The sequence below is a fragment of the Pseudomonas sp. AC463 genome, from assembly GCF_979253585.1.
On record NZ_CEEDDZ010000015.1, the window covers coordinates 105,570 to 118,943 of the forward strand.

Genomic DNA, 13,374 nt, shown 5'->3' on the forward strand with positions numbered 1-13,374 from the left:
GCGCTGGCGCCCTTGCCACGAGGTCTTTAAAGCGGGTTATCCGCCAACAGCTGTCGGCTCAATGTCTTGATCGACTCCGCCTCCGCAATCTGCAACTCCCCCGCCAGGGCATCGGAACTCTGTGTATAGCTCTCGTCCGAAATCTCCCCCGCCGAATGGCGCTCGTGCAGTGCAGCCTGGCGCGCCTGGAACGGTTCACGCTGCGCCTCAAACTGCGCGCGATAGGTGTTGGTCACGTAGTCCATCCAGAAGTCCCGCGCCAGCAGTGCCTGAAACTCTGCCGGTGAGTTGTCCATGGAAACGATGCTCGTATACACGTTGTCCAGCATCTGCGGCGTGACATCGGCCAGCTGGATAAACCTGGCCTGGGTGGGCTGGGCCGGCAGCTCCAACCGGTCTTTGAGGCCGTAGCGGTAAGCCAGCCGGATCTCGACCTCTTCCAGATGTGCGATACGGATGGCTCTTTCATCCGCCGTCAGCTCCGTCATCTGATCGATCAGTTCTGTCCGGTGCGCAATATCCTCCAGGGCGGACCGCTCAACATGATCGAGGCGGAACAGCCCACGGGCCAATTTCAACAGCGCCGGCGCTCGCTGCCCTGATTCAGCCTGGGTTTCGGCCCGGTAGACCAGCGACATGATCTCCAGGTTACTGAACGACAACGCCGCCCGGTCACCGCAGGCCGCCCTGCCCGCCCACTCGAACATTTGCTTGCGCAACGCCCGGGACTCGGCACTGTTGCGGGTAATGGTTTCGATCACCGCCCATACGCGTTGCTGCAGATTGGCATAACCTGCCCCCGAGGCATCCAGATCTCGCAGCACTTCAAAGAATCCCGCCGCCTCTTGATGCCTGACCAGCTGAAACCATTGCGCCTCCCGTACTCCCTGCTGTTCCAGCGGCAGGTCCCGGGTCCAGCGTTGCAGTTGGACACGGGCCAGCCTCGTCCCCGCCGACTCCACCACAGATAACGCCGGCGCCTGATACCTGAAAGCCGATTGATACCGGGTGCGAACCAACTCTGGCCGTTCACGTTCAAGACGGGCCCAGTAATTGCTCAACCGCTGCTGGGTAGCCTCGGACAGAGGGTTGCCATAGATCTGCGTCGCGCCATTGAGCCGCGACATTTGCTCCAGATGTTCGGCAGACGGCGCCACCACGTTGTCCGGGATAGTGGTGATGCGGTTCTGACTCAGATCAATCATGTCGATCAACGGTTGTTCTGACAGGCCGACAGGCCAGGTTTCGAGTTCGGTATTGCTCAAAAAGAGCGAGCGCATGTCCGTGATCTGCGTAAAGTCCGGTGCCATACCCAACGGATTATCTTGCAGCTTCAGCCCCCTGAGGGTGATTCGCTCAGACAGCACCCGAGCCGACTCGACGTCCAGGCGAATCTGGTTTCGATCCAGGTACAGACGCGTCAAACCGTGCATGTCACCCAGCGCCTGCGGCAACCGGGTCAATTGGTTGTTAGACATATCCAGCCAACGCACGCCCCGGTAGCGGTTGAGGAAGCCATCCGGCGAACTGCTCAGGTTCATGTCACTCAATCTCAGTGACCCCACATGGCTGAAGTCGGCGTCCAGGTCCGGCAGGCTTTCCAGGGTCAGGCCACTCAGGTTCAGTTCCAGACCGATCGGCGTGCCGTCAATCGCCAGTTTCTGCGCCGTCTCCCAGCGCCAGCATTTGAGGATACGTTCCACTGCCTCGTAGCGATCACCACGGGTGCTTGCCGCTTGCGCCACGCGATTTAACCGCACGTAGCGTTGCGCCTCACCGCCGCCCGAAAACGACCAGGACGAGAGTTGGCGACGCAATGTCTCAAGCTCTTGCTCCAGGGCCCGCAGCCTGGCCTCGACCGTCTCCAGCGGTTGCAAAAACGCCTCGACCTGCGCCGGTTTCAAGCCGGGGCGTAGCTCAAGCAAGCGAGTGGCTACGGGATCCGCCACGATGAATGCGTTCTCCAGCCCGCCCGCCAACAACTCTGGCCGGGTAGCGGCCAGCCGCTCCCGATAGGCCTTGAGCTGTCGATAGACGTCGTGAGTAAACCAGTTGCCCTGCAGCAAGGTCACCCGATTGGCCCTGGCTTGGGCCTCCAGATGCTCGGGCGCGGGATCAAGAATGGCCGCAGGCACTTCGCGCAATTGGTTGTCACGCAAATCTATCAGTTGCAAGTCGGCCTGATCACGCAACCCGGACGGCCATTGGCGGGTGAAGGTGCCTTTGAGGTTGAGCCGTTGCAAGGCGGGCATGCGGCTGAAATCCGGTAAGCGTCGCGACATATTCTGGTCTTGCAGGTTCAGGTCTTGCAGTTGGGTCAGCCCTTCCAGAAGCGCGGCGTCTGTCTCGGTTGCCTCGATCATGCAGCCACTGAGGTCCAGGTGAGTCAGGTCCTGCATCCGCGCGATGGACTGCGGGATCGCGCCCAGCCGCTGGTCCTTGATGCGCAGGCGCTTGAGCCTGGGAAACCCATTGAGGAAGGCGTCGGCATTGACACTGAAGGATGACTCGTCCAGCACCAGTTCCTCGATGTAGGGGAGCGGTACCTTTAGCGAAGGTAATTCGGTTGCCTTTTTCAGGTTCAATGTGGTGTCGCCCTGGCGCTGCCAGCAGCGCATGAGGCGCTGGGACAGCTGCTCTTTTTGCGCGGCAACCCCTCGATCAGTCCCGAGACGCGAAGCTGATTTGCGCGCCCAGTCAGTCAACCCACGCTTCAAGACAGCGAACTCGGCCTCAAGGCGGGTCAACTCGGTGTCGGCCGTGTCGCCCAGGGTTTGCAGGAACGCGTCGGCTTCCATCTCGGTGAAGCCGGGGTACAGCTTTCGTACCCGGCCACGTGACGTACGGAACCAGCCCGCCATTTGCTGAAACACAGGCATGCCACCCGCCAGGCGAGAGCCCGGCTCCAGGCTGGGCTTGAGCACGCGCTGCTCGTGCAACACCGCCCGGAAAGCGTCCCTGGGCATGGGCGCCCGTTGCACGGCCTGTTTGAGCCGCTCGGCGTCGCGCAGGGTGAAGCCCAGCGCCTGTCGCTCCTGCGCCAACAGGTCGCTCAATACCGAGGCATACAGGCTGCCGCTTCCGTCCTGGGCAAAGCCTGAGCCCTCGTTGACCACCAGCACGCCGCGCAGCGCTGACGATGGCACCCCGAGCGTGTCCAGCAAGCGCCCGCGGGCACCGCCTTCACGCAACTCGAAACGCACATTGGCCGGCCAGCCGGGCAAGGTTTCCAGGCTATGCAGCGCCAGCCGTTCGCTGTCGACGCTGGCGCTGATATCCAGATGCAGCCCCTCATAAGCCCGGTTGACTCGCAGCTCCTGATGGCACCACTGCGCCAGGCTATCGAGACGCGGCGGCAAGGCGCCGGGGTTGGCGAGCGCTTCCCGCTCCGCCGGGGTAGCCTGTTCCAGCAGTTGCCGGGCCACCGCGTCCGGCAGGTGCGGGTAGTTTGCCCGGATACGCCCAACCAGCGGGTCGGCGCCGCTAGTCTGTTGTTTATAGAGAGACTCAAAAAGCATCAACCGATTGCTCTGCGCATCGGCCGCAATCTCCTTGCGCAATGCGCCGGCACGCTCGGCCATCGTCATTTCCGAGGTCCCGGGTACGACGCTCAGGTCCACGCCCTGGGCGCTGTACATCTTTAGCAGGGACTCAAGGAGCGAGCCATTGGTACGGGTTGGCTCGTCCACCACAATGACCTGCCGGCGCACGGTCCCATCCGCAGGGGCGGGGTCCTCCCAGACGTCATCGAACCGGCTGAGCATCACGCGCAGCAGGGGCTTGGTCGGCAACAAACCCTGCTCGCGCATGATCTTGAATTGCAGACGCAAGTCGGCCTTGGCGAAGTCTTGAGGCTGATCACTGGCGATCTGCCGCGCGAACACCTCCAGGTCATGCTCAATGCGAAAACGGCTGAGCGTATCGCTGAGCAAGGCCGAAGGTTGATCCTGTTCAACATACATGCGCCGCAGGTCGTCGATCTCGACGCCGCTGGCCACACGCACGCGCTCAAGCTGTGCGTCGTCCAGGCCCTGGGCGCGATAGCCCAGGCGTTTCATCAGCGTCGGGCCGTCCCAGGCCAGGGGTTCGTCGACGCTATGGGTCCAGATGCCGGCGCCGTTGTGCTCCAGCGGGACCGCGTAACCGTCGGCCCGGGTCGGATGGGGGATCTGGTACTCACCACTGGCCGGGTCTTGCGTAACCGCGTAGTGGCCGTCGTCGAGCGGCAGCATTTGCTGGCGGTTGTAGCGATGCAAACCCAGCTCATTGGGCGCCGATTCGGCGGGCAGGCTCACGTCACTGCGGTAGGGTGCAAGGTCTGCCTTCCAAAGACGCTGTTCGCCTGTGGGCAACCTGATGGGCTTGAGTTCATCGATCAACGCCGGTGTCTCGACCTTGGGCAACCTCGCCAGGCCCTTGCCGGCGCCCGCCATCAGCGCCAGCATGGCCAGGTTCTGCGCCACATCCAGCAAGTGCTGGCGGGCGGCCTCGCGGTCGCCCTGGCTCCAGTCCATCACGCCCTCGAACGTTTCGGCCAACAGCTGCTCGACCATCACCGCCATCATCACTTCGCCCAGCACCGGCACGAACATCGACACCAGCCCGAGCACCACGAAACCGCCCTCCAACAGGTGCGCGATTTTCTGCGCGCGCACCTTGGCATCCACGTCGGCAGTGGGCACGGCCTGGTGGCGGGCGTCGTTGATGATCTTGTCGCGATTGCCCTCGTAGAGGTCGGCCCACAAATCGACATTCGGCGACCACAGGCCGTAACGGGCAACCACCGTCGGTTTGACGTCAGGGGCCTGGGCCGTATGCCGCGTGGCCGGTTTTTCCGGCGGTTGTTCCTGGGGTTTGAGCGCTATCGATGAGAGCGGACTGACGAAATCCCAAAGGCCCTGGAACAGTGGCGAGCGGGTAACCGCCCTCAGGTTTGCCCCCGCATCCGAGACGGCCTCGGTAAAGCGGCTGAAATAATAAGGGCGTTTTTCACCGTCGACAAACTGGCTGAAAAAGCGCTGATAACCCGTGGGTTGCGGCCCGGCTGCGGCGCTGGCCGGCGTGGCATCCAGCGCCAGCAATTGCCGCGTGATTTCTTCCTTGAGCGCTTCAGACGTGTTGTAGCGTTTGAACGGATGCTCCGGGTCGTGCGGCACATAGACAATCGACGCATCGCCATAGCGGTACTTCTGCACCGGCTCGAACACCACACAGCCTTTGAGTTTTAGCCCCATGACACTCAGGCAACAGAACCACACCGGCTTGCCGCCCAATGTCGGGTTGCGCTCACCGTCGATGACCTTGAGCACCATGGCGTAGTCGTCGGGTTCAATGTCGTGCTTGACCAGGGCCAGGTAAGCCGCCGCCCGCATCGCATCCTTGTTGCGGGTGGTGACCACTTGGCGCAAGGAGGAGTCGAGCACTGCGTCCTGTGGTTTCAGAAAGCCCTTGATATAGGCCTGGTACTGCGCGCCGATGTCCAGGCTGCGACACAGGTTGATGAACTGTTCCACGGTCAGGCGGGTGCTGACAGGTGAGCCGTCCTTGGTGGTGAACCCTGAGGTTTCACCAAAGAAGCCCGGCTGACCTTCGTCTTCTTCAAAGTTGTGCAGGGCTGCATGCAGCAGCGAGACATTCAATACGTTGAACTCTCCGGCCTTGATGCCCAGCAGTCCCAACCTGAGGTTTTTCTCCAGCTTGATAAAGGTGTTGTCGACGTCGAGTTCAACCTTGAACCGGTCCTTGAGCGCCTGGGACAAATGCACCTTGGCAAACGCTTCGACCGACTGCAGGTTGGCCATACGCTCACTTACCACCTGCTGGGATTGCAGGCTGGTTCGGGTGCAGTGCTTCAGGTTCTGTTGCTGCTCGCACGAAAGGCCCTGGAACCAGGGCTGCTGAGTGAGATCGCCCAGGGTGATCTCTACACGACGTTGCGCGCTGGCCTTGATCAGCCAGGCGGGCAGTGCTTGTTTGACATAGTCCGCGTTGGACAGGGAAAGATCGGGTACCGCGCGGGCGCCTGGAACATCGGGCACTGGCGAGCCCGGACCGGGCGTTTGGGGAGTGGACATAGGCACCTGCCTTTGAAGAGTAGAAAGGTGATTAACTTAATCAGCTCACTTCCAAGGCCGGGCCTATCTATGTAGCGGTGCAGCGGAGTATCAGGTGTTCCACGACTCGCGTGGATCAAACGCGGCTTTTTTCGCCAGTTCCTGCCACAACGCCTTAACCTCGTCGTCGGTGTTTTTCGGCATCACCGCCTTGAGTTGCACGAACAGGTAACCGCGCTCCCCGGCCTTGTTCAGCAAGCCATGGCCCTTGGCGCGCATGCGCTGGCCGTTCTGGCTGCCGGCCGGCACCTTGAGGTTGATCTTGCCGGTGAGGGTCGGCACGGCCACTTCCGTGCCCAGCGCCAATTCCCAGGGCGCCAGCGGCAGGTTGATGACCAGGTTTTCGCCATCCACTTCAAACCGTGGGTGCGGCGCAAACTTGATGATCAGGTACAGGTCGCCATTCGCCCCACCGCCAATGCCCGGCGCGCCCTGGCCCTTGAGGCGGATGCGCTCGCCGTCGGCCACGCCGGCGGGGATCTTCACGTTCAGGCTCTTGGTGGTGTTGCTGACATGCCGGCCCGAGGGGTCGTATTGCGGCACCTGGAAGCTGATCTGCTTGGACTCGGTAGACAGCGTCTCTTCGAGGAACACCGACAGTTGCATCTCCACGTCCTGGCCTTTGCGCCCGGTCGGCCGGCGCTGGCCGCCGCCAAAGGCGTCGCCGCGCGAACCGAAGATGGAGCTGAAGAAGTCCGAGAAATCGCCCTGGTCCTGGCCGCCGCCGCCAAAGCCGCCACGGCTCTGCCACCCCGGTGGGCCCTGGAACGGCTGGCCATGCTGGCCGTATTTGCGCAGTTCGTCGTATTCGGCGCGCTTGTCGGCGCTTTTAAGCGCTTCATAGGCTTCGGACGCGTCCTTGAACTTGGCTTCGGCGTCTTTTTCCTTGCTTACATCCGGGTGATATTTGCGCGCGAGTTTGCGATAGGCGGCCTTGATTTCCTTGTCATCGGCGCTCGGCTCGACACCCAATATCTTGTAGTAATCTTTGAAATCCATCGGCGGTTCACCATCCTTAATCGAGATCGCACAGCCCGGGGCACAACGTGCGCTGCTTTGCACCTGTTGAGAGATGTGGCCTGGGGGTGCGTCGGAGTTTTATCGGCACTTGCCGTATGGAGCAGATGTGGGGGCGAATCCCACACTTTCAAGGCGTATTTACAGATAGCCGGCCTACGCATCCGCGCTCGACTGGCATACACTGCGCGGCCGTTTTTCAACCGGAACCCGATAGACATGAAAAACCCATCCCCAGCCCGTGCCTGCGGCATCGACTTTGGCACGTCCAACTCCACCGTCGGCTGGATCCGCCCCGGCGAGGAGACGCTTATCGCGCTGGAGGACGACAAGATCACCTTGCCGTCAGTGGTGTTCTTCAACTTCGAGGAGCGTCGCCCGGTGTACGGCCGCCTGGCCCTGCACGAATACCTGGAAAACTACGAAGGCCGCTTGATGCGTTCGCTCAAGAGCCTGCTGGGCTCCAAGCTGATCAAGCACGACACCAGCGTGTTGGGCACGGCGATGCCGTTCACCGACCTGTTGGCGCTGTTTATCGGCCAGCTCAAGAGCCGCGCCGAGGCTACCGCCGGTCGTGAGTTCGAAGAAGTGGTGCTGGGCCGCCCGGTGTTCTTCGTCGATGACGACCCGATGGCCGACCAGGAAGCCGAAAACACCCTGGTGGACGTGGCGCGCAAAATCGGCTTCAAGGACATCTCGTTCCAGTACGAGCCGATTGCGGCGGCCTTCGACTACGAGTCCACCATCGCCAAGGAAGAGCTGGTGCTGATTGTCGACATCGGCGGCGGTACGTCCGACTTCTCGCTGGTGCGCTTGTCGCCGGACCGTCGCCACAACGACAACCGCCAGGACGACATCCTCGCCACCGGCGGTGTGCACATCGGCGGGACCGACTTCGACAAGCAACTGAGCCTGCAAGGCATGATGCCGCTGTTCGGCTACGGCAGCCGAATGAAAAGCGGCGCCTACATGCCCACCAGCCACCACATGAACCTGGCCACCTGGCACACGATCAACTCGGTGTACTCGCAGAAATCCCAGCTGGCCCTGGGCAGCATGCGCTACGACATCGAAGACACCGGTGGCATCGACCGCCTGTTCAAGCTGATCGAACAGCGCGCCGGGCACTGGCTGGCGATGGAAGTGGAAGAGACCAAGATCCAGCTCACCCACGACGACAGCCGCCACGTGGCGCTGGACCGTATCGAAGCGGGGCTGAGCGTGGAACTGAGCCGGGCGCTGTTCGAGTCGTCCATCGACAACCTGCTGGAGCGCGTGCGCGGCAGCGTCACGCAGCTGCTCAACGATGCCTCGGTGAGTGTCGCGCAAGTGGACACGGTGTTCTTCACCGGTGGTTCCAGCGGCATCCCGGCGCTGCGCCACAGCATCTCGGCGATGCTGCCGAATGCGCGGCACGTGGAAGGCAATATCTTTGGCAGCATCGGCAGTGGTTTGGCGATTGAGGCCAGCAAGCGCTACGGCATCTGATCAAGCCCGGCCCCTCACTCTCGGTGAGGGGTCAGAGTTTGAAGGTGTCGATGACTTTGGTCTTCAGCCAATCAGCCGTGTAAAACCCTACGACTTGCTCCACCTCAAGCAGGAGCGTCGTTGGGCCTGATTGGACATCGAAGACTTTCTCGACTTGACCACCGGCGTCGAATGTCTTGACCAACACCAGCGTGCCGGCGCCGACCACGTCATCGTCGGCCAGTTGCTCGACCGCCGCTTTCATCTTTCCGCTGGAGCTTGGCGTCCCATCGGCTTTGGTCAGGTTGCCGACAAAGGTCAGCACCACTGGTTTTGTTGTGGATTGAAGGGCCTTGGTTACAGCGGTTTCGTCACTTAGCTCGATAACGCTCATGAACGCTCTCCCGAGAAATGGAGCCCGCGTGCGCAAACTCCTTGCCCGTAGCAAACCAGCTGGAAAAACGCGCGTCTACTGTCAGAGTTAACAGGTATGGACGAGTCAGACCGTGCTTATGTGGCGAACCCGCTGGCACACGGGCACCGAGGGTTAAACCATCCCGCCGAGCTTCAACTCGCTCTTGAGATACGCATAGTAAATCGGCCCCGCCACTACGCCAGGCAGGCCAAACGCAGCTTCGAACACCAGCATCGCCAGCAGCAATTCCCACGACTTGGCACTGATCTGCCCGCCGACAATGCGCGCATTGAGGAAGTACTCGACCTTGTGGATCACGATCAGATAGCCCAGCGCCGCCACCGCCACCCAGATCGACAGCGACAGCGCGACGATAGTGATCAGCGTGTTCGACATCAGGTTGCCGATCACCGGCAGCAGGCCGAGCAGGAAGGTCAGCACGATCAGGGTCTTGGTCAGCGGCAGGTGGATGCCACACAGCGGCAGCACCACGGCGAGGAACACCGCGGTGAACGCGGTGTTGAGCGCGGCGATCTTGATTTGGGCGAAGACGATATTGCGAAACGCCTGGACCAGCAGGTGCAAGCGATCGAACAGCGCAGCGGCCAGGGGCTTGCGCTTGGTCAGGTCGGGTACGCGCTGCAGGGCGATGATCGCGCCGAGCACCATGCCGATCAGCAGGGTCACGAACATGTGGGCGGCGTCTTTGCCGACCAGTTGCAGTTCGCTCAGGTGCTTGCTCAGCCAATCGCCGATGGCCACGCGGAACTCGGCGGCGCTGGCGGGCAGGTAGGCGTCGAGGAACGGCGGCAGCTGGCCGCGCGCACGGTCGACCACGCCCATGAATTTGTCGAGGGAGGCCCCGGGGTTTTCCGCTTCGTGGAGCAGGAAGCTGATGGCGCCGGCGAAGATCAACGCCAGCACGCTGACGATCAAGGTGCCGAGCAACGCTACCGCCAGCCAGCGTGCACGCCGGCCTTCGATCAGCCGCTGCAGTTGAGGGGTGAGCATGTTGACCAGTTCATAAACCAACAGGCCGGCCAGCAGGCTGGGCAGCAATTTGAGCGGCAGCACCAGCAGCAGTCCGCCGAAAATGATGATGTAGCTGGCCAGCAATATCACGTGACGCTGAGAAAACGTTGGCATACAGCCTCAAAACGAACGGCGCTAAAGGATGGGCAGTCTGCCAGCCTTGAGGGAATCAAGCGAGAGGGATGCGATTAAGTGTAGGAGGGGGCTTGCCCCCTCCTACATTTGATATGTGATCAGCCCTTGAGGCAGGTGCTCATGAAGGTTTTGCGCGCATCGCCGGCCAGCGCCTTGGTTTTTGCCGACGCGTTGCAGTCCTTCATTTTCTGCTGTTGCGGGGTGAGGGTCTTGGCGTCGTTGGCCGCCGGGGCCGACAGGCAGGTCTTCATGAAGGCCTTGCGGTCGTCGCCCTTGAGGGTCTTGGTAGTGGCCTCGGCGTTGCAGGTGGTCATTTTATTTTGCTGGGCGGTGGCGGCAAAACCCTGGGAACACAGCAGCAGGCCCATCATCAACAGCGGAATACGCAGCATCTTCATGGAGTTTTCTCCCTGTTACCGTGCCGAGGGGCACGGCCTATCGAGGAGTGTAGTCAAAGCCTGTTACATCTTCACCGGCCGCGAATATTTGCCCGCCGGTACTGCTCCGGCGTGCAGCCGGCGTGGCGCTGGAACATGGCGATAAAGGCCGAGGCGGTGCTGTAGCCGAGGTCAAAGGCCACGTGTTGCACGCTGCGCTCGCTGTCCAGCGCCTCGATGGCGGCCAGGTAGCGCAGGCGCTGGCGCCATTCGCCGAAGCTCATGCCCAGCTCCCGCACAAATTGGCGCGCCAACGTGCGTTCGCTCACATGCACGTGCTCGGCCCAGTGGGCCAGGGGGCGGTTGTCGGCGGGGTCGGCCTGCATACCTTCGAGCACACCGAGCAGCCCGGGGTGGCGGGCGTAGGGCAGGAAGCAATCGTGGATCGGCGCCTGCCGCAACTGGTCCACGACCACCTCGGCCAGGCGCCGGTCGGCGTCGCTCTGGGGGATGTTCACATCGCGCAGGGCAAAGTCGCGCAGGATGGCCTTGAGGATGTCGCTGATCGCCAGGGTGCACGGCTGCTTGGGCAGTTGCTCGCACAGCTCGGGCGCCAGGCCCACCGAGTGATAGACGATCGCATGGGCGTTGTAGGAGCTGTGCTCGGTGTGCGGCGGCACCCACACGGCGTACTGCGGCGGCGACATAAAGCGGCTGCCCGCCACTTCCATGCGCATCACGCCGCTGGCCGAGTAATCCAGCGAGCCCCAGAAGTGCTGGTGCGGCGTGCACTCGGTGTCCGGGGCAAAATCGGAATAACGGAAGTACACCGGGCTGGGCAGGCGCGGGAAATCCGCGAGGCGTACGGTATGTCTGGCCATATTGTCTGGATACAACGGTCGCTTGTCTGGATCGCAGTATAGGCTTCGATCCAGACAGGGGATAATCCTGCCTCATCAACACACCTGGTTTCTTTCGATGCAATACGCGTATCCCCTGCTCGCCATTTTTATCTGGGCCGGCAACACCGTGGTCAACAAGCTCGCCGTGGGCGTGATCTTCCCCACGGAGATCGGCTTTTACCGCTGGCTGCTGGCGGCATTGCTGTTCACCCCCTTTATGCTCAAGCCGGTGTTTGCCAATTGGGCGCTGATCCGCCCGAACCTGGGCAAAATCGCCGTCCTCGGCGTGATGGGCATGGTGGTGTACCAAAGCCTGGCCTATTACGCCGCGACGCTGACCACGGCGACCAACATGGGCATCATCTTGTCGTTGATGCCGTTGATGTCGCTGACGGCGGCCATCATCAGCCTCGGCCAGCGCCTGACCTACGGCGCGCTGGTGGGCGCGGTGCTGTCGTTTGGCGGGGTGGTGGTGGTCGTATCGGCCGGCAACCTCGACGCGCTGCTGCAACACGGGGTCAACCTGGGCGACGGCTTGATGCTGGTGTCGACCTTGTCCTATGCGATTTACAGCACCTTGCTGAAAAAATGGCAGCTGCGCCTGCCGCCGCTGGTGTTGCTGTATCTGCAGGTGCTGGTGGCGGTGGTGGTGTTGTTTCCGCTGTTCCTGTTCTCGTCCAAACAGGGCCTGAGCGTGGCCAATATCCCGCTGGTGCTGTACGCCTGCCTGCTGGCGTCGATGCTCGCGCCACTGGCGTGGATGCACTCGATCAAGACCCTGGGGCCGAGCCGCACCACGCTGTTTTTCAACCTGCTGCCGCTGATTACCGTGCTGATTGCCGCCGTGGTGTTGAAGGAAAAGTTGGCGCTGTACCACCTGGTGGGTGGCCTGCTGACCCTGGGCGGAGTGATTCTGTCGGAGCGCTGGACCACGCCGGTACGCTAGACACCGGCCGCCTGCAAGCGCCGGGCATGCTCGACAAACAACCGGATCGGCTCCGCGCCCTTGCCCACCAGGCCCAGGGACTGGTTGACGATATCGAAGTGGTCCAGGGCGTAGTCATCGCCGATCACCGTGCCCAGGTGCGAGCTGTAGCGCCCGACCATGCCGTCGCACTGGCCTTTTTCGCGCACAAAGCTGCGGGCGAACAAGCGGCAGCTGCGGTGGGTACCGTCCAGCAAGTTGCGCCCGCGATCGGTGATGCCCGGCTGCAAGGTGCCGGACCATGAGTAATAACGCACGCCATTGACCACCTCGGCGCCCTGCCCGCCCCAGGTCTCGGGCAAGCCTTGGGGATACGCGCGATTGAACAGCGCCACACCCTGGCTGGTCAGCGACAGATGGGAGGCGTGCAGGTCGGCCTTGAAGCGCGGGCCGCGATAGCCGGTTTCCAGCAGGCCCATCACCCAGGCCACCGCGTGGAACAACGCGCTCATCACCCGCCCCTTGAAGCCATCGACGGGGTAATGCGCGTGGATATGGTCCGCCAGCTCCGAGCCGTGGTTGGGCCCGGCCACCGAGGTCACCGAGGCCACCCACTCCGGGCGCTTGGCGGCGGCATACCGCGCGGTCAATGCGCCCTGGCTATGGCCGATCAGGTTGACCTTGGCGGCACCCGTGTCGCGAAGAATCCCTTCGATCTGCGCCAGCAACTGCTCGCCACGCACCTCACTGGAATCCAGCGGGGCCACCTGCACCGGGAACACCTGCGCCCCACCCGCGCGCAAAGCCGGGACGATGCCGTACCAATAGGGAAACAGCCCCAGGCGCACAAACCCGAGCATGCCGGGCACCAGCACAAGGGGGTAACGCGTGGCTAACGACTGCGCCATGAAGCGAACGTCCTTGATTGAGAAAGGATGCTTGCAGCGTAGCCGTGTCTGGCGACGGGCTTGTGACACCACCGGTCAAATCC

Annotated in this window: 9 protein-coding genes; 2 read left to right on the plus strand and 7 right to left on the minus strand. The window is 62.3% G+C overall.

Annotated elements, in window-relative coordinates:
* Nucleotides 1-26 precede the first annotated feature (26 nt).
* Together AC0IYH_RS19595 and AC0IYH_RS19600 are read right to left on the minus strand one after the other, a co-directional pair.
* A complete protein-coding gene (locus AC0IYH_RS19595) occupies nucleotides 27-6,074 on the minus strand; it encodes an NEL-type E3 ubiquitin ligase domain-containing protein (protein ID WP_471835816.1) in 6,048 nt (2,015 codons plus the stop codon).
* 90 nt (nucleotides 6,075-6,164) lie between these two features.
* Entirely contained in the window at nucleotides 6,165-7,112 is a 948-nt protein-coding gene (locus AC0IYH_RS19600) for a DnaJ C-terminal domain-containing protein (protein ID WP_471835818.1), read from the minus strand.
* A 237-nt stretch (nucleotides 7,113-7,349) separates the two neighbouring features.
* Between AC0IYH_RS19600 and AC0IYH_RS19605 the strand changes: the two genes are divergently transcribed.
* Entirely contained in the window at nucleotides 7,350-8,618 is a 1,269-nt protein-coding gene (locus AC0IYH_RS19605; protein ID WP_122774775.1) for an Hsp70 family protein, read from the plus strand.
* A gap of 31 nt (nucleotides 8,619-8,649) precedes the next feature.
* Here AC0IYH_RS19605 and AC0IYH_RS19610 read toward each other — a convergent pair whose 3' ends face one another.
* The 4 genes from AC0IYH_RS19610 to AC0IYH_RS19625 all read right to left on the minus strand — a co-directional run bounded on the left by AC0IYH_RS19610 (nucleotide 8,650) and on the right by AC0IYH_RS19625 (nucleotide 11,437).
* Nucleotides 8,650-8,991 (minus strand): thioredoxin domain-containing protein, encoded by a 342-nt coding sequence (locus AC0IYH_RS19610; RefSeq protein WP_116627295.1) that lies wholly within the window; start codon nucleotides 8,989-8,991, stop codon nucleotides 8,650-8,652.
* Between the two features lie 153 nt (nucleotides 8,992-9,144).
* Nucleotides 9,145-10,158 (minus strand): AI-2E family transporter, encoded by a 1,014-nt coding sequence (locus tag AC0IYH_RS19615; protein ID WP_122673989.1) that lies wholly within the window; start codon nucleotides 10,156-10,158, stop codon nucleotides 9,145-9,147.
* Nucleotides 10,159-10,277: 119 nt separating this feature from the next.
* On the minus strand, nucleotides 10,278-10,577 hold the full coding sequence (locus AC0IYH_RS19620) for a PsiF family protein (RefSeq protein WP_116627296.1): 300 nt from the start codon (nucleotides 10,575-10,577) through the stop codon (nucleotides 10,278-10,280).
* Nucleotides 10,578-10,648: 71 nt separating this feature from the next.
* On the minus strand, nucleotides 10,649-11,437 hold the full coding sequence (locus AC0IYH_RS19625; protein ID WP_471835821.1) for an AraC family transcriptional regulator: 789 nt from the start codon (nucleotides 11,435-11,437) through the stop codon (nucleotides 10,649-10,651).
* 97 nt (nucleotides 11,438-11,534) lie between these two features.
* Between AC0IYH_RS19625 and AC0IYH_RS19630 the strand changes: the two genes are divergently transcribed.
* A complete protein-coding gene (locus AC0IYH_RS19630) occupies nucleotides 11,535-12,404 on the plus strand; it encodes a DMT family transporter (RefSeq protein ID WP_116627298.1) in 870 nt (289 codons plus the stop codon).
* Here the strand turns inward: AC0IYH_RS19630 and AC0IYH_RS19635 are convergent.
* Complete coding sequence (locus tag AC0IYH_RS19635) at nucleotides 12,401-13,291, minus strand: esterase/lipase family protein (protein ID WP_471835823.1); 891 nt, start codon at nucleotides 13,289-13,291, stop codon at nucleotides 12,401-12,403. The two genes, AC0IYH_RS19630 and AC0IYH_RS19635, sit on opposite strands and share 4 nt — an antisense overlap.
* Nucleotides 13,292-13,374 lie beyond the last annotated feature (83 nt).